We start from the raw sequence: 20,730 nt of genomic DNA, 5'->3' as shown, positions 1-20,730 counted from the left end.
CCGATACCGTTTCGGGGGGGGTGACACCCAGAGAAGCCTGTCCTGATCCCTCACATCACAACCCTGTGCAGGGTGTCGCGGTAGAGCGTCTGGGTTTGCGAATGTGTTGGCGACCCGTCGGGGAGTAAAGCGCCAGTTAACCACTTGCACTTACCCCTAAACGGAGCGGTTGCGTTTGCGAATGTGTTGGCGACCCGTCGGGGAGTAAAGCGCAGAACCGGTGGGACGTGGTTTGTACAGGGTAATATCACATCTTCATTGATACGGTGCATCACAACTACTGGTCTCGGCGCTGTCGATCAGTTCGGTGATGGAGGTTGCCGCGCTCTGAGGGGTGGATTTTCCACCTGTGCTCGTCCATGACCTGCACCACGGTCACGGGATGAGCGCGGAAGATGGTCAAGTCTGACCGCTTGTCCTCCTTGTAACCGGCAGGGAAACCGCTGCGACCCGCACCGGAGCGTGAGCACGGTCATGCGGCAGTGTGGCTGCCGCACTCCAAATGCTGCGCTGCGCCACTGACAACCCTGGCTGACAACGGTACCCTCGCCGAAACGGGAGACTACTGCGGGCTGAACGGCAATGCCAGTTCTGTGCGTCCGCGCTCAGGCGTGGTGGCAGAGGGATTGTCGGGCCACGGGTTATGAACGCTCGTGCACCCGATTTGATATAACCGAATGCGGCGATCATCCAGCAGCACGCGATTCTCTCGAATGTACGAGGGAGATGCTCGCGATCCGCTTCTCACCCGGTATTGGTGGTGAGAACTGGTTACGACCTTCTTTCACTCCCCACTAAATTCGTAAAATCTCGTAAGTACTTGACAAATCTTGAAAATCACTATAGACTATGGAAACCATTCCCGATAAGTATCGAACGGGGCAATCGTGTATGACAGATCACAGCAATGATGCGCTTCCGCCAGAAGTACGGCGTGATCAGATTATGGCCTTGCTCCAGCGCTACGGTCAGATCACTGTGAAGTGGTGTGCCGAGCAGCTCGGTGTTTCTGAGGTGACGATTCGGAGCGATTTTGCCATTCTCGAACGCGAGGGTATGCTGCGCCGGGTGTGGGGTGGGGCTGTTTTGGATCGACCGCTCTGGCCTGAAGGCAGTTTCGCTTCGCGTTTGAAGCAGCAGGCAGCCGAGAAGGAGCGGATTGCCCGTATTGCGGCTGAGTTGATCGTCGATGGTGATACGGTGATGCTCGATGCCAGTACGACGGCCTATGCGATTGCCCGTCAGATTGCGGATCGCCGTAATTTGACGGTCATTACGAATGGGATGCATCTGGCGCTGGCGTTGGGCGCTAATCCGGCAATTACGACGATTGTGATCGGTGGGCAGGTGCGCGGTGATACCGGTTCGCTCACCGGTACGCTGGCCGAAGAGATGTTGCAACGACTGCACGCTGATAAGGGTTTTTTTTCGGCACGTGGTCTGACTGTGGCGAAAGGTTTGACCGAAAGTTCTATTCCCGAAGGGTTGCTGAAAGCTGAGATGGTGCGCCACGTGGATCGGGTGATTGCGGTGCTTGATAGCAGTAAGCTCGGTCAGACGGCGTTGACCAGCTTTTGTCCGGTGGATGCGATTCACCATTTGATTACCGCCGGGCCGGATGCTCCGGAGCGGAGTGCACCGTTTACCGGTTTTTTTCCGATCACGATTGTGTAGTGAGGGTTGTATGCAGGTTTCGCCGGTGCTTGAGATACGCGATATTTCGCGGCGGTTCGGTAATACGCAGGCGCTCGATGGCGTCAGTTTGCGGTTGTATCCGGGTGAGGTGCATGCGCTGCTCGGTGAGAATGGCGCCGGTAAGTCTACGTTGATCAAGATTATGACCGGTGTGTACCAGCCTGATAGCGGTCAGATCCTGCTCGATGGCCGTCCGGTGCATATCGGGAGTACGCTGGCTGCACAGCGGTTGGGGATTGCGGCGATCTATCAGGAACCGCTGATGTATCCCGATCTGAATGTGGCTGAGAATATTTTTATCGCTCACGCCGGTCGGGGGCCGTTTGTCGATTGGGGACGGATGTACCGCGAGGCGGAGGCGCTGCTGGCGCAACTCGATGTGCGGCTGGATGTGCGTCTGCCGGCCCGTGGGTTGAGTGTCGCTGCCCAGCAGACGGTAGAGATTGCGAAGGCGCTGGCGCTTCAGGTGCGTGTGTTGATTATGGATGAGCCGACGGCAGCGCTGTCGGCGCATGAAGTGGAGCAGCTCTTTGCAATTGTGCGACGTTTGCGCGATCAAGGGGTGGCCATCCTCTTTATTTCGCACCGGATGGAAGAGGTGTTTGCGATTGCCGACCGCATTACGGTGTTTCGTGATGGCCGGCTGATCTCTTCAGCGCCACGCGCTGAGGTGACGCCCGAACAGGCGATTCGTGATATGGCCGGGCGGAGTGTTGAGCAGCTCTTTCCGCGCCGTCATACGGTGCGCGATCAGGTGCTGGTAGAGGTGCGTGATCTGAGCCGTCAGGGTGCGTTCCAGGGGATTTCGTTTGATGTGCGGGCTGGGGAAGTGTTGGGCTTTGCCGGTCTGGTTGGGGCACGACGCACCGATGTGGGGCTGGCGCTCTTCGGCATCGCTCCCGCCGATAGCGGGACGGTGCGGATCGATGGGCAACTCGTCCGAATTACCAATCCCCGTCAGGCTATGCGTCACGGTATCGCGTATGTCAGTGAGGATCGGCGCGGTCTCGGCCTTTCGTTGCCTATGTCGATTGCGGCCAATATCACCTTACCAACGCTCCGTCGCTATCTCAATCCACTCGGTTTGTTACGACAGGCAGATGAGATTGCGACCGCCGAGGCGTATCGCCAACGGCTGGCCATCCGGGCACCCTCAGTGGCGGTCGAAGTGGGCAAACTGTCAGGTGGCAATCAGCAGAAGGTGATGCTGAGCAAATGGCTTAATACCCGGCCTCGTTTGTTGATCCTCGATGAACCAACCCGCGGGATCGATGTTGGGGCAAAGGCTGAGGTGCACCAGATGATTGATGATCTGGCGGCGGAAGGGATTGCCATCATTCTCATCTCGTCGGATTTGCCCGAGGTGCTGGCGATGAGTGATCGGGTGTTAGTGATGCGTGAGGGCCGACAGATGGCGATCTTTTCACGTCAGGAAGCAACTCAGGAACGGGTGCTGGCAGCGGCGATGGGCCAAATGTATGACGGGATGCCGGTCGGGTGATTCCCTAGAGAACGGCATGGAACAGTTGATCACGCGCTGAGGAAGATTACCGGTAGGTCAGGTAGGGAGCACACCATGAATACGTGGCGACAGCGGATTCGGCCAGAGCAGATCCGCGAGTTGAGTTTGATCGGGTTAATCGTCATTGCGCTGTTGATTTTTGGCTGGCAGATCGAAAATTTCCTCTCGGCGCGCACGTTTAACCGCATTACGTCGAGTGTGGCGATTGTCGGTATGGTAGCCATCGGGCAGACGCTCGTGGTGCTGACCCGCAATATCGATCTGTCAGTAGGTTCTATCGTTGGCTTTACCGCCTATTTTGTCGGTGCGCAACTGGCCGCGAATAACGGCTTACCGCCGCTCGTTGCGGTAGGGCTGGCCCTGCTGGTGGGCGGTACGATGGGTCTGATCAATGGTCTGATTGTGGCCTATGGCCGGGTGCCGGCGATTATTACAACCCTGGGGACGCTGGCAATCTACCGGATGTTGCTGATTAATTACGCGAATGCACGCACGATTACTGTCGACTCGCTGCCGTCGTGGGTGGTTGAGTTGAGCAGACAGAATCTCTTCTCTATCGGTGATTTTGCCGTTCGACCACTGTTTGCGATTACGGTTGTTGCCGTGGTGGTGTTTCAGTTGGTGTTGGGCTACACCATCTTCGGTCGGCGATTGTACGCGATTGGTTCCAATCCCGAAGCAGCACGTTTTGCCGGTTTGCCGGCTCAGCGTATGGTGCTGGCAGCGTTTGTGCTCTGCGGCATGCTCGCCGGGTTGGCCGGGTTCCTGTTTCTGGCCCGCTTTGGCAATATCACGGCGGTTGCCGGGCAGGGCATCGAACTCGAGTCGGTGGCGGCAGTGGTTGTTGGTGGTGTGAACACGTTTGGCGGATCGGGAACGGTGCTGGGTGCGCTATTGGGTGCTTTCCTCATCGACTTGCTCGGCCAGGGGCTGTTGCGCTGGCTCGGTATCAGTGAGTTCTGGCGTGATGCTCTCTTGGGATTGTTGATCCTGCTGGCAGTTGCTTCAGACTCGGTCATTTTAGGCTGGCTACGCCGTTTGTGGGCAGCGCCGGCCTTGCGTGCGGAGGTCGGCCATGAACGCTAAACTGCGTCGCCTGCTGAGTTGGGAGGGGTTGTTACTGGCAGTTTTGCTGCTGGTTGCAATCATCAACACCAATCTGGCTCCGGCGTATGTAAGCCTGAATAATCAGATTAATCTCTTTCAATTGTCAATCGAGAAGATTATTGTGGCGCTGGTGATGACCTTCATCATCATCAATGGTGAGATCGATCTGTCAGTGGCGTCGGTGATGGGGTTGGCTGCCTGTATCGTGGCTGTTCTCTTCGAGCAAGGCATACCGATGGAGCTGGCGATTGTGGTGGCGCTGCTGGCCGGTGCGTTGTGTGGCGCATTCAACGGTTTCTGGGTCGCCTATGTCGGGCTACCGTCGCTGGCAGTGACCCTGGCCGGTATGATCGGGTTTCGTGGCGTGGCCCGGATTCTGATCGAGGATCGTTCGATTGGAGGTTTTCCAGCCTGGTTTACTGCGCTTGGACAGCAACCACTGATCGGCCCATTCCCTTTCAGTCTGATCGTCTTTGGCTGTCTGTTCGCGATTGCCTTCGTCGTTCTGCAATACTCCGGCGTTGGTCGTCTGGTCTACGTGGTGGGCCATAACGCGGCGGTTGCCCGCTATTCCGGCATCGATGTTGCCCGGCTGAAGCTCGGTCTCTTTGTCGCCTCTGGTCTGATTGCGGCGCTGGCCGGTATTTTGCTGGCAGCCCGGCTGGGTGCTGTGCGAGGGAATACCGCCGATGGGTTTGAGCTGGATATTATCACGATGGTGCTCCTCGGCGGCGTAAGCATCTTTGGCGGGGTCGGCAATCTGGTTGGCGTCGGACTTTCGATCCTCGTTATCCTCAATCTGCGCAACGGGATGTCGTTGCTCAATGTAACGGGCAACGTGCAAACCGGTGTTGTGGGCTTGTTGTTGATCCTCTCGGTGTTGTTGCCTAATCTGGCTCAGATTGTGCGTGAACGCTGGCAACGACGCATTGTACAGCGAAAGGAGGTGCCTGCCGAAATCGAGACCAGTGTTTCGTCGTAGATGACAGGTATCGAACAGTGGTGTTCAATCGTTGCTCGTGGTTAGAGGAGTGTGTCTATGAAGTTGACAAAATCCCATCTCTTTCCGGTTGTTCTGCTGATCGTCGCTCTGTTGCTGGCAGCCTGTACACCGCAAGCTCAGACGCCTGCCCCAACCAGTGCCCCGGCACCGACCAGTGCCCCGGCGCCAACCAGTGCTCCTGCGCCGACGACTGCACCAACCGGTAGCGTTGTGTCGGCAACACCTGGTCTGGATATCGATATGATCCTGTTGCCCAAGTTCCTGGGGATCGCCGTCTTTGATCAGGCATACGAAGGCGCTAAGGAAGCACACGCCGAACTGCAAAACAAGGGCGAATTGATCTTCACCGGGCCAACCGCCGAGAACTCGGTGGCCGGGCAGATCGAGACGCTGACCAACGCGGCGACGCAGGGCGTGAAGGCGGTGATGCTCTCGAATAACGCCGGTGACCAGATTGCCGCCGCTGCCCAGGCAGCCCAGGCGGCAGGGGTGAAGGTGATCACCTGGGATTCGCCCATCCCCTCGGCGCAAGGCGAGAGTGTCTTTGTCGCGCAGGTTGATTTCAACGAGACCGGACGAGTGATGGCCGATATGGCGCTGTCGATCCTTGGCCCAGAGGGTGGTGAGTTTGCCATTCTCTCGGCCTCGCCCGATGCCGCCAACCAGAACGCCTGGATTGCGGCGATGAAAGAGGTATTGACCGAGCCGAAGTATGCCAATCTCAAACTGGTTGACACCGTCTACGGCAACGACCAGTCCGAGGAAAGCTACAACCAGGCGTTGGCGCTGGTCGATAAATACCCGAATTTGAAGCTGATTATGGCCCCCACCACCGTTGGCATCGCGGCGGCAGCCAAGGCGATGACCGACGAAGGGCTGTGCGACCGGGTCAAGGTGTCAGGGCTGGGTCTGCCGTCCGAGATGGTTAGCTACACGCTGAGCGGGTGTGCGCCGCAGTTTGCCCTCTGGAGCTTCACAGACCTGGGTTATCTGACCTATCATCTGACGTATCTGATCGCTTCCGGCGCATTACAGGGGGTTGAGGGTGAGCGCTTCAACGCCGGGCGGATGGGTACCTACACCATCGAGAAGGACCCGACGCGACCAAACGGGCTACGGGTGCTGATGGGGCCGTTCACCGTCTACACTGCCGAAAACATCTTGCAAGAGGTTGAGGCACCGAGCGGGACGGGTAATGCTCCGATCACGTTGCAACCGGGCTTGCAGGCCGATATGATCCTGCTGCCCAAGTTCCTGGGGATCGCCGTCTTCGATCAGGCACACGAAGGCGCCAAGGAAGCGCACGCCGAGTTGGGCAATCCGGGACAGTTAATCTTCACCGGGCCAACCGCCGAGAATTCGGTGGCCGGTCAGATCGAGACGCTGACCAACGCGGCGACGCAGGGGGTGAAGGCGGTGATGCTCTCGAATAACGCCGGTGACCAGATTGCCGCTGCTGCCCAGGCAGCGCAGGCGGCAGGAGTGAAGGTAATCACCTGGGACTCGCCCATCCCCTCGGCGCAAGGCGAGAGCGTCTTTGTCGCGCAGGTTGATTTCAGCGAGACCGGGCGGGTGATGGCCGATATGGCGCTGTCGATCCTCGGCCCGGAGGGGGGTGAGTTTGCCATTCTCTCGGCCTCACCCGATGCCGCCAACCAGAACGCCTGGATCGCGGCGATGAAGCAGGTCTTGACCGAGCCGAAGTATGCCAATCTCAAACTGGTTGACACCGTCTATGGTAACGACCAGTCCGAGGAGAGCTACAACCAGGCGTTGGCGCTGGTCGATAAATACCCGAATTTGAAGCTGATTATGGCCCCCACCACCGTTGGCATCGCGGCGGCAGCCAAGGCGATGACCGACGAAGGGTTGTGCGACCGGGTCAAGGTGTCGGGGCTGGGTCTGCCGGCAGAGATGGCCAGCTACACCCTCAGCGGGTGTGCGCCGCAGTTTGCCCTCTGGAGCTTCAAAGACCTGGGTTATCTGACCTACTATCTGGCCTACGGCATTGCCACCGGTCAGTTGCAGGGGGTGGAAGGTGAGCGCTTCAACGCCGGGCGGATGGGCACCTACACCATCGAGAAGGATCCGACGCGACCGAACGGGCTACGGGTGCTGATGGGGCCGTTCACCGTCTACACTGCCGAAAACGTGAATGAGTAATTGATGTTGCAGACGGCAGGGAGATCATCCCTGCCGTCGCTCACACTAAAGATAGGCGTAGTGATACTATAGAGATGTTTCCATTGTTATCAATGATCTTGTTACCCCCGGAGAGGCAACCATGAAACGAGTTGGTTTCACGCTCAAAGTCAAACCGGAGCTGATCGAAGAGTACAAGGCCCATCATGCCAATGTCTGGCCGGAGATGCTCGACGCCCTGCGCCGGCATGGCTGGCACAACTATACCCTGTTCATGCGTGATGATGGGTTGTTGTTTGGCTATGTTGAAGTCCCGGAGAGTTTTGAGAAAGCCCTGGCCGGGATGGCTACAGAAGAGGTGAATGCACGCTGGCAGGCAATGATGGCTCCCTATTTTGAGAATCTTAGCGGTGCATACGCCGACCAGAGCATGGTGCAACTGGAAGAGGTATTTCATCTGGATTGACACTGGCAGATGATGCCCATCTGCACTACACGCTGACAGCAGGTGTCACGTCGGGCGCACGACTCTGTTATGTATGGGAAGAGTTGCATAATGGGCGACACCTGATCGTTGTCCGCAATAGATAGGGCAGCGTCACTAGCGCGGCCCGGATATAACGAGAGATTGATACCGGACGACAGGCCGGTTATCCGGCACAGGAGGAAACGTATGACCTTTACTGCTCCGACGCCGGCGCAGATTGAAGCAGCGTACACTGTAGCACGTGAACGTTACGCGGCCCTCGGTGTTGATACTGAAGCGGCAATGACAACCCTGGCCACTGTCAGCCTGAGCCTTCACTGCTGGCAAGGCGACGATGTAGGCGGCTTTGAAAATCCCGGTGGCCCGCTAGAGGGTGGCATCGCGGCAACCGGAAACTATCCCGGCAAAGCCCGCAACGGCGATGAATTACGCAGTGATCTCGATCTGGTCTATCGCCTCTTACCCGGTCGGCACCGGCTCAACCTGCACGCCATCTACGCGGAAACCGGTGGGGTTAAGGTGAGTCGGGACGAGCTGCGCCCTGAACACTTCGCCACCTGGCTGGATTGGGCAAAAGCAAACGGTCATGGGATCGATTTCAACCCGACCTGCTTTTCACATCCACTGGCAGCGGATGGGATGACGCTGGCCCATCCCGATCCGGCGATTCGCCGGTTTTGGATCGATCACTGTATCGCCTGCCGGCGAATTGGGGCACACTTTGGGCGCGAGCTGGGAACACCGTGCGTCACCAATATCTGGATACCCGATGGCATGAAAGATAATCCGGTTGACCGGTTAGGGCCACGGCAGCGCTTGCGTGAATCGCTGGACGCCATTCTGGCCGAGCCGCTCGATCCGGCGCATAACCGCGATGCCGTTGAAGCCAAGCTCTTTGGCATCGGTTCTGAGAGCTATGTCGTTGGCTCACACGAGTTCTACCTAGGGTATGCGGTGAGTCATCCAGGACTGCTGATCTGCCTTGATAGTGGCCATTTTCATCCGACCGAAGTGATTTCCGATAAGATTTCGGCAGTCTTACTGTTTGTTGATGAACTCCTGTTACACGTCAGTCGCGGTGTGCGTTGGGACAGTGATCACGTAGTCACACTTTCAGATGAAACCCAGGCGATGATGCAGGAAGTGGTGCGTGGTGGGTTTCTGTCACGCACGCATATCGGCCTCGATTTCTTCGACGCCAGTATCAATCGGGTAGCGGCCTGGACAATCGGCGCCCGGAATGTTCTGCGGGCGTTACTGATCGCCTTGCTTGAACCTACGGGACGGCTCCGCGAACTGGAACTGGCGGGTGATACAACTGCCCGTCTTGCCATCCTCGAAGAACTCAAGGGAATGCCGTGGCAGGCGGTCTGGGACATGTACTGTTACCGTCACGACGTTCCGATAGGGATCGCGTTTCTCAACGAGATCCGTCACTATGAAGCAGCAGTCCTGGCGATGCGTAGCTAGTCGTTGCGACAAACAAGGTCTCTTCGTCAGACAGGGAGTTTCCTGATGAACACAGATAACACTCGGTTTCGCCATGTCAAGTATGGGTGGGATGCAGCCTATGCAGCGACACTCGATCCGGTAGCACGTCTGGTATACCGCTCGAATCTGTTAGGGAGTGATCAGCGGATTACGAATACCGGCGGCGGAAACACATCGGCTAAGATCACCGAGCGTGATCCACTCACGGCAGCGCCGGTCGAGGTGTTGTGGGTGAAAGGTTCAGGTGGTGATTTGCGCACCAGCACCCGCGCCAATTTTGCTTCACTCGAACTACGCAAATTACGCGAATTGCGCACGATGTATCTGCGCGATCCGGCTCGCGGCCCGAAGACTGCCATCGAGGATGCGATGGTTGATCTCTACCCGCACTGCACCTTCAATCTCAACCCACGGGCGTCATCCATTGATACACCGCTCCATGCGTTCATTCCCTACCGTCACGTCGATCACATGCATCCGAATGCGGTGATCGCCATCGCTGCTTCACGCAACGGCGAGCGATTGACGCGCGAGATTTACGGTGATGAGGTTATCTGGATGCCTTGGCAACGTCCGGGTTTTGATCTCGGTCTGAAGCTGGAGCAGATTTGTCGTGAGCATCCGCAGGCGAAGGGGGTCATTCTCGGCGGGCACGGATTGATCAATTGGGCCGATGATGATCAGGAATGCTATGAGCGGACGCTTGATCTGATCGAGCGTGCAGCACGATACATCGAAGCCCATGATCGTGGCGAGGCAACGTTTGGTGGTGCGCGCTATGATGCACTCCCATTTGAACAACGCCGCTCAGTTCTGGCGGCCATCTTACCCTGGCTGCGAGGGCAGATCAGCCAGCAACGACGCTTCATCGCCACCATTCAGGACGATGCGACCACGCTCCGCTTTGTCAATAGTGTCGATGCACCTCGCCTGGCCGAATTGGGCACCAGTTGTCCTGATCATTTTCTGCGGACGAAGATTAAGCCGCTTTACATTGACTGGCATCCCCAGGCGGAAACGCTCGACGATTTACAGCGCAAACTGGCCGTAGGACTTGAACGCTATCGCGCCGATTACACCCACTACTACGAAACCCACCGCCGTCCCGACTCACCACCGATGCGCGATCCGAATCCAAGCGTGATTCTCATTCCGGGACTGGGGATGATCGCCTGGGGCAAAGACAAGAGCGAGTCGCGGGTGACGGCAGAGTTTTATACGGCAGCGATAGAGGTGATGCGCGGTGCTGAAGCGATTGACGAATACACTGCACTACCGCTACAAGAAGCCTTTGATATCGAGTACTGGCAGCTTGAAGAGGCCAAACTGCGACGAATGCCGCCGGAGAAGGAGCTGGCCCGTCAGGTGATAGCTGTCGTCGGTGGCGGGAGTGGCATCGGTCGTGAGGTGGCTTTACGGCTGGCTAACGAGGGTGCGCATATCGTTTGTGTGGATAAAGATGGAGCAGCGGCGCAGGCAACGGCACAGGCGATCATTGATCGCCACGGGATGGGCATTGGGGTTGCCGGGAGTGATATTTCGGCTTGCGGCCCGGCAATCGGGCTGGTGGCCGACATCACGGATCGCACCAGTGTGCGGACAATGCTCGAACAAGTTGTACTGGCCTACGGCGGTCTGGACGCCGTAGCGGTGACTGCCGGTATCTTTGTCGCTCCCGATAGCGAAGGCCGCATTCGCGACGAACAATGGGCATTAACCTTTGCCATCAATGTCACCGGTCACTATCTGGTGGCCGATGAAGCTGCCCGTATCTGGCGTAAACAGGGTTTACCGGCCAACCTCGTCTTGACAACATCGGTGAATGCAGTAGTTGCCAAGAAGGGATCGCTCGCCTACGATACCAGCAAAGCCGCAGCCAATCATCTGATCCGTGAACTGGCTATCGAACTGGCACCGCTGGTGAGGGTCAACGGTGTAGCCCCGGCGACTGTCGTGCAAGGAAGCGGCATGTTTCCGCGTGAGCGGGTGATCGCGTCATTGACCAAATACGGGATTCCGTTCACTGCCGACGAACCGACCGACGTGCTCACCGACAAACTGGCCCGTTTCTACGCTGAACGCTCACTGCTCAAGCGCCCAATCACGCCAGCCGACCAGGCCGAAGCCTTTTTCCTGCTCCTGAGCCAGCGGCTGAGTCAGACAACCGGCCAGATCATCACGGTTGACGGCGGACTCCACGAAGCCTTCCTGCGTTGAGGGGGCAACACCATGACAGAACTGGCACATTTTATTGCGATTGACATCGGTGCTTCGAGCGGGCGCGTCATTCTAGGGCGTTGGGACGGCACACGCTTCACCCTGGAGGAGATCCATCGCTTTCCGAATGGGATGATCGAGCGTGACGGTCATCTGTTTTGGGATGTCAATCGACTCTGGCACGAGGTGCAGCACGGACTGCGTACCTACGCCCGTCACGAGCAATCAAGCCGGTTAGCCAGCATTGGGATCGACACCTGGGCAGTCGATTACGGCCTGATTGATGAAGCGGGTAATCTCATCGGTGATCCCTTCGCCTACCGCGATGCTCGCAATGAAGGCATGGCCGAGCGAGTTGATGCGATTATCCCGCCGACCGAACTATATGAGCGTACCGGGCTGCAACGGCTCCCTTTCAACACCCTCTACCAGTTGTACGCCGAACGGCAGGGTGACCGCTTGCCGCGAGCAGCCACGATGTTGCTTATACCCGATCTCTTTCACTACTGGCTGACCGGGAAACGGGTCGCCGAGTATACCAATGCGTCAACGACCATGTTCCTCGATGCCCGACGACGGGTATGGGCAACCGATCTCCTGGAGCGGTTGGGCATCCCAACTCACTTGCTACCACCACTGGTTATGCCGGGAACGCCGCTTGGCCCTCTCGTGCCCGAACTGCGTGAAGCGCTCGGACTGCCGGGCAACGTTACGGTGGTGGCGGTCGGCACGCACGACACCGCCAGTGCCGTTGCTGCCGTACCTCACCTTGATGCCCAGAGCGCCTACATCAGTAGTGGGACGTGGAGCCTGGTAGGGGTGGAGCGCAGCGAACCACTGATCAATGAAGCTGCCCGCCGCCTGAACGTGACGAACGAAGGTGGCGTGTATGGAACGATTCGCCTGCTCAAAAATGTCAGCGGATTATGGCTCTTGCAAGAGTGTCAGCGCTGCTGGCAGGCCGATGGCCTGAACCTGAGTTGGGATGCGATCATCGCGCAGGCTGCTGCTGCACCAGCAGGACGTTCATATATCGACCCCGACGCGCCAGAATTCCTGGCCGTTGGCGACATGCCGGCCCGCATCCGCGAATACTGCCGACGCAATGGTCAGCCCGTACCAGAGACGGTAGGCGAGATTGCCCGCTGCTGCCTCGATAGCCTGGCGTTACGTTACCGAGAGGTCATTGATGCGCTGGCCGATCTCACCGGTCAACCGATCACGACGGTACGGATTGTTGGTGGCGGCAGTCAGAACACGCTCCTCTGCCAGTTAACGGCCGATCTGTGCCGGCGACCGGTAGTTGCCGGGCCAACCGAAGGCACGGCCCTGGGCAACATTCTGGTGCAGGCGATAGCGATGGGGTATCTGCCTGATCTGGCGACGGCACGGCAGGTTGCTGCGGCGTCGGTCAGCCAGACTACATACCGGCCGGGGGTGTTGATGTGAGGATTGGGTGGCGCGGTGACCGAATGAGGAACAGGTGAAGCCACCGCGCGCCCGCACCTCGGCCACGGGAAGAGCAGAGGTGCGGGGAAGTGGTGTACGTTGTGTTCCGCCACGCCTGGAAACGTATGCTACTGGCTCTCCCTGCGTCTGCCGATCCGGCAGCACCGTGCGGTGTGCTGTAACACGCCCCCACCCTCACCCGCCCCCGCCTATACATTACCCACATGTCACGCTGCGTTAGGGCGGGCTGCCAGCGCTCCCTGTGGCGCAGGCTTCCAGCCTGCGTGCAGGCATCATCTCTACCGCTGGCAGGCTTCCAGCCTACCCCACGGTCTAATACACTGGCTACCGCCGCTACCACTGCGACCATCCGCTTCCCATTCGTGACGTGAGACCCACGCGACAGCGATGCAACGCGATAGTGACCAGGATCGCGCACAATGAGATAGGCGCTGCACATGAGCGAAGTAAGGTCAACCCGGGTATGGGTAAGGCATAGTGCCGCGCGAAAGCGGGAAGCGTAGCGGCTGCAATCACATCTGAACAACTATCCACTGCACGCGATGCAAGACATTCCTATTCATTCCTATTCACCGCATCCCTTGGATGGTCAGGTGAACGGTACAGATACCGTCCGGAGGGGCGGGTTCTCAACCCGCCCCTCCGGAACCCGCCTCTACACACCACCGGCACGAGTACGCTGTGGGGCAGGCTGCCGGCCTGCGTTCAGCCATCCCCATCATCAGAGTCACGTACCGGCACGGGAGTCCGCTGCAATCCGCGCTGGATCGTGAGCGTGGCTGGCGCGGCAGCATGGCTGCCGCACTCCACACCGCGCGACACACGTATGACGAACGGGTAAAGCAATTCATCCAGCACGTGCCGGCACGGCTGGAGCGGCGCACTGTCACCTGACCAGTCGCCCACAACAGCACCTATGGCGATCATCCCCGCTGATACGCACGTGGTTGACACCAGTTGTGGGTAATGCATAGCCCGCCCCTGCTGGAGGGTGGAATGGCTCTCGCTATCGTGCGTTGGTTCAGGGGATGGTACCTCGTTGGAAGCAGGCACGATGTGCGGTATCAGTAGCGCGTCGGCGGCGCGCGCGCTTCCAGAGCGGACAGACACGCCCCCACCCTCACCCGCCCCCGCTGGGGGCGGGAACTGCCAGGCCAGGATGACTCCCGCTGTTACACACTGGTTCAGGGGGCGATACTACGCTGGAAGCAGGCACGATTGCGGTTTACGTAGTGCGCCGGAGGCGTGCGCTCCCAGGGCGGACAGAAACGCCCCCACCCTCACCCGCCCCCGCTGGGGGCGGGAACCGCCAGGCCAGGATGACTCCCGCTGTTACACACTGGTTCAGGGGACGATACTACGCTGGAAGCAGGCACGATGTGCGGTTTCCGGTGGGAGCGCGCCGGAGACGCGCTCCCAGGATGAGCTGGAGACGCGCGCTTCCAGAGCGGATAGACATGCCCCACCCTCGCCGCCCCTGCTGGGGGCAGGAACCGCCAGGCCAGGACGACTCCCGCTGTTACACACTGGTTCAGGGGGCGATACTACGCTGGAAGCAGGCACGATGTGCGGTTTCCGGTGGGAACGCGCCGGAGGCGTGCGCTCAGGACGCGCCTCCGGCGTGCGCATAGCAGTACAACGCTCAGGTGTGGTGTCATGGTGATCATTGCATGTTATGACCGCTATTGCACCAGATGTTAGATCACGGTATGCCTCCTGCAACGTGATCGCAAACTGAACTGACACTCCGGTAGTCAACTAACAACCAACCGTGATTGTTCTTTTTTGCACAAACCCTCTTTCATTGGCTATGCTTAGTTCTGATGTGAGGTACCGAACGTGCCTTTCATCCAACGAACGACAATGGCGTCAGTTCGTTACCCAATAATCGAGGAGGGTACCTATGGGAGATACCTGGTTAGAATTGGCTGCGGCTGAAATCCACCAACGTGATCTGATCCGTAATGCCGAACGTGAGCGATTAATTCGTATGGCAAAGCGGTCGAACCGCGATGCCGAACGTGAGCAACTAGAGCGTGTGGCGAAGCGGTCGAACCGCGAGCGGACGTGGTGGCAGCGCATGTTAGAATGGGTACGGCGTACCAATGCCTGATCTGATAAGCCTCTGTTCCTGACTATGCCTGGAACAGGGGCATTCTTTTGCACCACACCGGGATGTGGCCCGCGATACACTGGTGAGCGCATAGTGGGCTATGGTGTGTGCGGAAGCATGGCTTTCGTACTCCCAACCATACGACCCGTGTCCAGCCTTCTGCTATCCACCGGCAACTGATAGACCGGCACACCCCTTTCGGCAGTGATGTGTTGGGACGGAGCAGATCATCATCGCCGAGGGTATCAATCCTCATTGGTTGGCCGCGCTCCTTTACGACGCTTTGCTGTGTTGTCAGTGATGATCTGGACGTTCCCGGCAAGACGAACGTCTGGCCCGCGCTCGTACATCCTCACCAGGGATAATTACCGGTACGAGTCCGCGCTGCGACCCACATCTGCCTGTGCGCACGGAGGATACGGAAGCGTGGCCACCCACTCCAAACTATGCGCTTCTGTATCCACATCAGATTGCCACTGGCGTGATGGTGCAATCACAAGTGATGATTGCTCGTGAACCGATGTAGATATAGCATACCCGGCAGGGTTCTCATCCAATGCGCTCCCCTGTCGTCTGCGAAGATAGATTCTACGCAACCATTCACCTGATCGCCCCACCCCTTACGAAATCTGGATCACGGCGGCACCCTGTAACTTCCCCTGGCGGAGTGCGTTCAGGGCTGTGTTCAGTTCGGTGAGTGGAAAGGTCTGGACGGTTGTCCGCACCGGGATTTGTGGCGCGATCTGCAGGAATGCCTCGCCGTCCTCACGGGTTAGGTTGGCGACCGAGCGCAATACGCGCTCGCCCCACAGCAATTCGTAGGCGAAGGCAGGAATCTGGCTCATATGAATGCCGCCACAGACGACAACGCCCCCTTTCTCGACGGCACGTAACGCATACGGAACGAGATCGCCTACCGGGGCAAAGATGATTGCGGCATCGAGTGGCACCGGCGGCAGCTCGGTTGAACTGCCGGCCCAGACTGCGCCTAATTCGCGGGCAAAACGTTGCCCTTCAGTATCACCGGGACGGGTGAAGGCGAAGACTTCGCGACCCTGCCAGCGTGCAACCTGCGTCATCAGGTGTGCTGCGGCACCGAAGCCGTAGATACCCAGTCGCTCGCCAGTACCGGCCAGGCGGAGTGCCCGATATCCGATCAGACCAGCGCAGAGCAACGGTGCAACTGCGGTTGCGTCGTAGTCGGTGGGTAGAGCAAAGCAGAAACGTTGATCGGCAACGGTATATTCGGCAAAGCCGCCGGGTCGGGTATAGCCGGTAAACTGCGCCTGATCGCAAAGATTTTCGCGCCCATCACGGCAAAAACGGCACTCGCCACACGTCCAGCCCAGCCAGGGCACCCCAACCCGTTGCCCAACCGTCCAGCGTGTGACCCGCTCGCCGAGACGCTCGATAGTACCGACAATTTGATGACCTGGAACAAGTGGCAGGTTCGGCGCTGGTAATTCCCCATCGATAATATGAAGATCGGTACGACAGACAGCACACGCCTCAACCCGAATCAAGACCTCTTCGGGCTGTGGTGTTGGCACCGGAAGATCACGGTATTCGAGCGGTTGACCAGGTGCGGTGAAGACCATTGCGCGCATGGCGTGCCTCCAGAAGAGAACTGAATTAACCGGGATGTTGATCGGTCATACATGATTGCAGTATAACTAAGGTCATCGCGTTCATCCGTGCAGCGTGCATGCATTTCGCTTTACAGTACTGCACGGATCACGTCGTTTGGAGTGCGGGTGTGATGATTCTATTGATGCGTCAGCGTGGCTGCCTCACTCTCCAAAACGATGCGACACGCGCATGACGAGCGGGCAAGGCAAGCAAGCCGGTGAATGATTCCACTGGAGATGGTTGTCATCCCTGCTCGCTTCCATACGGCAGCCTGGGAGCATGATATGTTGTCGTTGGTGATTGGCAAGTGCATGAAGCTGTGCGCTTGTCTGGTAGCACGACAGCACAGCTTTATGAGATACGTTCTACCGTACTCTGTTCCGGTCGCATGGTACACCTGACCTCCTGATCGCTCCCACCGGTATGCGGCACTCATACGCATTCCGTTGTGACCAGGTGATCCAGTATGTGCGACCTGCACAGTCCCGGCTAACACCTGTGCTACGTCAGAGTGATCGTCAATGAAAGGGAGATAACGATGCCCCGTCAGACTACGTGCCCTTTCTGTGGTGCAATGCTACGATCATCGGCCAGATTCTGTAGCATGTGCGGAAGAGACCTTCGTCGTCCAGCCACACCACGGCAACGTCCTGCCAGATCGCGTTTCCGGCTGAGCTGTGGTGGTCTGGTGATTGGCGTGATCGGACTCATTCTGATCTGCGGCGCTCTCAACGCTCTCTTGCCAGACCGGGCCGTAACATCAGGTACGGCTGATCAAGAGCGGCAACAATCTGTCGGCACGACAGGTAATGATACTCCAACCACACGACCACCAACCCCAACAGCCACGCAGGTTCCATCGGCTGCGCCGACCGTAACCGTCGCGGAACCCATTATCGCCGGGGAGCAACCCCTGGAAGTGCATGTGATTGATGTTGGTCAGGGAGACAGCATTCTGATCCGCACCCCAGAGGGGAAAACGGCGCTGATCGATGGTGGATACGACAACGGCCTGGCACTTGCCTATCTCCGTGAGCAGGGGATCAGCCAGATTGACGTGATGGTAGCCTCGCATCCGCACGCCGACCACATTGGCGGGCTGGTTGAAGTGCTGAGAGCGTTGCCGGTCAAAGGGTTCTGGACTTCCGGCGCAACCCATACCACCGGCACCTACGAACAGCTCCTCGATGCGATTGATGCGGCAAGGGTTCCGTATTATGAAGTGCAGCGCGGTGATACCATTCCGCTGGGTCGGTTAAGCTTTGAGGTGCTGCACAGCAATCCCGATGCCGACGATCTCAACAACACCTCGGTCGTGCTGCGCCTGGCTTACGGGAATGTCTCGTTTCTCTTCACCGGCGATGTGGAGGCGGCTGCCGAGCTGGACATGCTATCAACAGTGCGTGAGCGTCTCAACGCCACTATTCTGAAGGTCGCTCATCACGGATCGCGCACCTCTTCAACAGCCGGGTTTCTGGCGGCAGTCCAGCCGAGGATTGCCGTCTACTCGGCTGGACGCGACAACAATTACGGTCATCCACACCGCGAAACCATTCAAGCCCTGCAGCAAATAGGGGCCGAAGTGTACGGCACGGATGAACACGGCACTATCGTTATTGTCACCGACGGCGTTGACTACCAGATTCAAACCGGGTATGATCGGCCACCGACTGCTGCACCGGAAATGCCCGGTACTGCTCCTTCATCCAACAACACGACCCAGGGTGATCGTGATTGCAGAAATTTTGCGACCCAGGCCGAAGCCCAGGCATTTTTCCTCGCCAACGGCGGTCCGGCCCGCGATCCACACCGGTTAGACGGTGACGACGATGGAATTGCCTGTGAAAGCCTCCCTTAAAACATGAAAGGAACTGCGGTATGGAAGAGGTTCGGTATGAGCAGGGCGTCATTGATCGCTTTGAAGGTGAATACGCAGTGATCCTGATCGGTCAAACCCAGCGACCGCACGATGTGATGCGCACCATGCTCCCGCCAAATGCCCGTGAAGGCGACTGGCTGCGCATTCAATGGCTAGCGGATCAAATAACCGCGATTGAACTCGACCCGGAAGCAACCGATGCTGCTCGTCGGCGCATCCAGGCCAAATTAGCCCGTTTGCGCCGGGGAGATCATCTAAAACGGGAAGAACCCGGCGAATGAGGTGAAATTCGACAGCATATCTGTCAACACTGGTCAGCATATCTTTGCAAGTTGATGAAGACAAATGACCGTCGCGTCCAGCCGGGTGCGCAATCAGGCAGGCTGTACCAGTCCCGGCGGCCAGACATGACAGAGAGGTTAGAACCTATTTCAAAAAACATCTACGAGAAGGTATCTTCTTCATTGCCGCTCGATTCCATGTTCGTGACGAGCACACCTGGCCTCCGCGTGACCAGCCGGGTCAACGACGTTACACGCGCCAGATCGTGTGTACGGCTGGCGCGGCAGCATGGCTGCCGCACTCCAAACGACGCCACACGCGGATGAGGAGCGAGCAAGGCAACCAATCCAGCACGTGATGGTACCGGAGATGGTTATTCGAGCGCGACAGTACAACTTTTTATGAAATAAGTTCTAGCCATTACTGCGCGGCCATGGGGCGAGACGGATCACATCCTGATTGGCGACGGTAGACAACTTCGCGAACAAATCTGTTGTTGCGGGTGAGAGAGGGATATACGTGTGCATGGACAATAAGCCCATACTGGTTGGAATTTGGGAACGGCTGGAAACATAACTGAGGAGACCGTACACCGGGTGGGTATACTGATACCAGAAATTTTCAGCACTCGTATCCTCAGTCTCAAGATGAGCACGTTCCCAAAAGCGTTTGAACTCCCGATATTGCATTAAATTGTCCAGCAACTCAACAAAGTAACCATCAGCGCGAACCCGTAAGGAAATCGCACGAAACAATTGCATATTATGCCGGGCCACCTCGTCCCACATTGTACCCACAACCCGCCGAAAATCATATTCCGTTCCAAACACCACTCTCATCAAATTATAGCCATGGGGCAACAGAGGAGCTGTTTCAATCAGTTCCATTGGAATGTTAAAAAATCTGATGGTGATCATATTAGCTGCGATAATATTCACATATTGATCCGTCACAAACGCCGGTACGTTCATATTCCTGATCATATCGATCAGATATTGCAGAGACTCTTCTGGAGAACGCTTATATGTTGCGCTCTTTTGTTCGATAATACCGGTTGCCGCGAAGAAAAACTCACGCCGCTCACCAATCGTCAACTCCAGTGCATCGGCCAGTCGCAGGAGAATATCGGCATCCAGATGGGCCAGTGAACCATTTTCAATCCGTTCTATCGTCCGTTTCGGAAGCTGCGTGCGCTCCGCAAGCACCTCCTGCGTCCACACCCGCCCCTTCTCGTCACGATGTTCGCGCCGCAGGGCCTGCACCAGTTTGCCAAAAGCTGCTCGTTCCATGGCATGCTCCTCAACCGGTTATGCACGGGACTGGTAGTACGTATGATATATGATGACTATTTCCAGATTGTTACCAGAGATGGGTTTACTGATGAATGTTTACTCAAATAAACTATGGAAGTGAAGATGGTCGTTAGCTCTCCTCACTTCCATACCGGTAGACTGGACGCAGAATATGCTGTCGTTGGCGATTGGCAGGCGTTTATGCGCCTGTGCTACAGTTTGGTAGCACGACGGCATAGTTTTTATGAAATAAGTTCTAATGCAAGAGCAGTAGTGCCCGAATCAGCGCACTCTTCCCACTCGAATTACGTCCAAATAGCAGCGTAATTGGCCGCAATTCGACCCATCCACTATCTTCAAAACCCATGAAGTTCTGTATGCGAAAAGCTGTAACGGTCATC

At 57.5% G+C, this 20,730-nt stretch carries 16 protein-coding genes; 13 read left to right on the top strand and 3 right to left on the bottom strand.

What is annotated here, in order from left to right; genetic code table 11:
- Nucleotides 1–891 precede the first annotated feature (891 nt).
- The 11 genes from CAUR_RS12015 to CAUR_RS11965 all read left to right on the top strand — a co-directional run bounded on the left by CAUR_RS12015 (nt 892) and on the right by CAUR_RS11965 (nt 15,247).
- Nucleotides 892–1,674 (top strand): DeoR/GlpR family DNA-binding transcription regulator, encoded by a 783-nt coding sequence (locus CAUR_RS12015; RefSeq protein WP_012258153.1) that lies wholly within the window; start codon nt 892–894, stop codon nt 1,672–1,674.
- Nucleotides 1,675–1,684: 10 nt separating this feature from the next.
- On the top strand, nt 1,685–3,196 hold the full coding sequence (locus CAUR_RS12010) for a sugar ABC transporter ATP-binding protein (protein WP_012258152.1): 1,512 nt from the start codon (nt 1,685–1,687) through the stop codon (nt 3,194–3,196).
- A 75-nt stretch (nt 3,197–3,271) separates the two neighbouring features.
- Nucleotides 3,272–4,303 (top strand): ABC transporter permease, encoded by a 1,032-nt coding sequence (locus CAUR_RS12005; RefSeq protein ID WP_012258151.1) that lies wholly within the window; start codon nt 3,272–3,274, stop codon nt 4,301–4,303.
- Nucleotides 4,293–5,306, top strand: coding sequence for an ABC transporter permease (locus tag CAUR_RS12000; protein ID WP_012258150.1), 1,014 nt, complete (start codon nt 4,293–4,295; stop codon nt 5,304–5,306). Before CAUR_RS12005 ends, CAUR_RS12000 begins: the two co-directional genes overlap by 11 nt.
- Before the next feature lie 57 nt (nt 5,307–5,363).
- Entirely contained in the window at nt 5,364–7,490 is a 2,127-nt protein-coding gene (locus tag CAUR_RS11995; protein WP_012258149.1) for a rhamnose ABC transporter substrate-binding protein, read from the top strand.
- A gap of 121 nt (nt 7,491–7,611) precedes the next feature.
- Nucleotides 7,612–7,935 (top strand): L-rhamnose mutarotase, encoded by a 324-nt coding sequence (locus CAUR_RS11990; protein ID WP_012258148.1) that lies wholly within the window; start codon nt 7,612–7,614, stop codon nt 7,933–7,935.
- A 207-nt stretch (nt 7,936–8,142) separates the two neighbouring features.
- Complete coding sequence (locus tag CAUR_RS11985; protein ID WP_012258147.1) at nt 8,143–9,426, top strand: L-rhamnose isomerase; 1,284 nt, start codon at nt 8,143–8,145, stop codon at nt 9,424–9,426.
- A gap of 45 nt (nt 9,427–9,471) precedes the next feature.
- Nucleotides 9,472–11,664: a bifunctional rhamnulose-1-phosphate aldolase/short-chain dehydrogenase gene (locus CAUR_RS11980; RefSeq protein ID WP_012258146.1), complete on the top strand. Its 2,193-nt coding sequence runs from the start codon at nt 9,472–9,474 to the stop codon at nt 11,662–11,664.
- A gap of 12 nt (nt 11,665–11,676) precedes the next feature.
- Nucleotides 11,677–13,113, top strand: a complete 1,437-nt coding sequence (locus tag CAUR_RS11975) for a rhamnulokinase (protein ID WP_012258145.1) — start codon at nt 11,677–11,679, stop codon at nt 13,111–13,113.
- 702 nt (nt 13,114–13,815) lie between these two features.
- The gene (locus CAUR_RS11970) at nt 13,816–14,028 is read left to right on the top strand and encodes a hypothetical protein (protein WP_044233614.1); all 213 of its coding nucleotides are present in this window, start codon (nt 13,816–13,818) and stop codon (nt 14,026–14,028) included.
- Between the two features lie 1,009 nt (nt 14,029–15,037).
- Nucleotides 15,038–15,247, top strand: a complete 210-nt coding sequence (locus CAUR_RS11965) for a hypothetical protein (protein WP_015909192.1) — start codon at nt 15,038–15,040, stop codon at nt 15,245–15,247.
- Nucleotides 15,248–15,867: 620 nt separating this feature from the next.
- Here CAUR_RS11965 and CAUR_RS11960 read toward each other — a convergent pair.
- On the bottom strand, nt 15,868–16,854 hold the full coding sequence (locus CAUR_RS11960; protein ID WP_012258144.1) for a zinc-dependent alcohol dehydrogenase family protein: 987 nt from the start codon (nt 16,852–16,854) through the stop codon (nt 15,868–15,870).
- A 560-nt stretch (nt 16,855–17,414) separates the two neighbouring features.
- Here CAUR_RS11960 and CAUR_RS11955 point away from each other — a divergent pair.
- Nucleotides 17,415–18,734, top strand: a complete 1,320-nt coding sequence (locus CAUR_RS11955; protein ID WP_012258143.1) for an MBL fold metallo-hydrolase — start codon at nt 17,415–17,417, stop codon at nt 18,732–18,734.
- Nucleotides 18,735–18,754: 20 nt separating this feature from the next.
- Complete coding sequence (locus CAUR_RS11950; RefSeq protein ID WP_012258142.1) at nt 18,755–19,036, top strand: DUF3006 domain-containing protein; 282 nt, start codon at nt 18,755–18,757, stop codon at nt 19,034–19,036.
- A gap of 414 nt (nt 19,037–19,450) precedes the next feature.
- Here CAUR_RS11950 and CAUR_RS11945 read toward each other — a convergent pair whose 3' ends face one another.
- Both CAUR_RS11945 and CAUR_RS11940 read right to left on the bottom strand, forming a co-directional pair.
- Nucleotides 19,451–20,326 (bottom strand): helix-turn-helix domain-containing protein, encoded by an 876-nt coding sequence (locus CAUR_RS11945; protein WP_012258141.1) that lies wholly within the window; start codon nt 20,324–20,326, stop codon nt 19,451–19,453.
- Nucleotides 20,327–20,585: 259 nt separating this feature from the next.
- Complete coding sequence (locus CAUR_RS11940; RefSeq protein ID WP_015909191.1) at nt 20,586–20,729, bottom strand: AAA family ATPase; 144 nt, start codon at nt 20,727–20,729, stop codon at nt 20,586–20,588.
- Between the last annotated feature and the right edge of the window lies 1 nt (nt 20,730).

Origin of the sequence: Chloroflexus aurantiacus J-10-fl (genome assembly GCF_000018865.1) — a bacterium.
Classification (GTDB): Bacteria; Chloroflexota; Chloroflexia; order Chloroflexales; family Chloroflexaceae; genus Chloroflexus; species Chloroflexus aurantiacus.
This window is presented reverse-complemented; position numbering and strand designations above follow the sequence as displayed.

Excerpts from the sequence above, each read along its gene's own strand:
- CAUR_RS12015 (WP_012258153.1), top strand. The coding sequence starts at position 892 with ATGACAGATCACAGCAATGATGCGCTTCCGCCAGAAGTACGGCGTGAT.
- CAUR_RS12010 (WP_012258152.1), top strand. The coding sequence starts at position 1,685 with ATGCAGGTTTCGCCGGTGCTTGAGATACGCGATATTTCGCGGCGGTTC.
- CAUR_RS12005 (WP_012258151.1), top strand. The coding sequence starts at position 3,272 with ATGAATACGTGGCGACAGCGGATTCGGCCAGAGCAGATCCGCGAGTTG.
- CAUR_RS12000 (WP_012258150.1), top strand. The coding sequence starts at position 4,293 with ATGAACGCTAAACTGCGTCGCCTGCTGAGTTGGGAGGGGTTGTTACTG.
- CAUR_RS11995 (WP_012258149.1), top strand. The coding sequence starts at position 5,364 with ATGAAGTTGACAAAATCCCATCTCTTTCCGGTTGTTCTGCTGATCGTC.
- CAUR_RS11990 (WP_012258148.1), top strand. The coding sequence starts at position 7,612 with ATGAAACGAGTTGGTTTCACGCTCAAAGTCAAACCGGAGCTGATCGAA.
- CAUR_RS11985 (WP_012258147.1), top strand. The coding sequence starts at position 8,143 with ATGACCTTTACTGCTCCGACGCCGGCGCAGATTGAAGCAGCGTACACT.
- CAUR_RS11980 (WP_012258146.1), top strand. The coding sequence starts at position 9,472 with ATGAACACAGATAACACTCGGTTTCGCCATGTCAAGTATGGGTGGGAT.
- CAUR_RS11975 (WP_012258145.1), top strand. The coding sequence starts at position 11,677 with ATGACAGAACTGGCACATTTTATTGCGATTGACATCGGTGCTTCGAGC.
- CAUR_RS11965 (WP_015909192.1), top strand. The coding sequence starts at position 15,038 with ATGGGAGATACCTGGTTAGAATTGGCTGCGGCTGAAATCCACCAACGT.
- CAUR_RS11960 (WP_012258144.1), bottom strand. The coding sequence starts at position 16,854 with ATGCGCGCAATGGTCTTCACCGCACCTGGTCAACCGCTCGAATACCGT.
- CAUR_RS11955 (WP_012258143.1), top strand. The coding sequence starts at position 17,415 with ATGCCCCGTCAGACTACGTGCCCTTTCTGTGGTGCAATGCTACGATCA.
- CAUR_RS11950 (WP_012258142.1), top strand. The coding sequence starts at position 18,755 with ATGGAAGAGGTTCGGTATGAGCAGGGCGTCATTGATCGCTTTGAAGGT.
- CAUR_RS11945 (WP_012258141.1), bottom strand. The coding sequence starts at position 20,326 with ATGGAACGAGCAGCTTTTGGCAAACTGGTGCAGGCCCTGCGGCGCGAA.
- CAUR_RS11940 (WP_015909191.1), bottom strand. The coding sequence starts at position 20,729 with ATGACCGTTACAGCTTTTCGCATACAGAACTTCATGGGTTTTGAAGAT.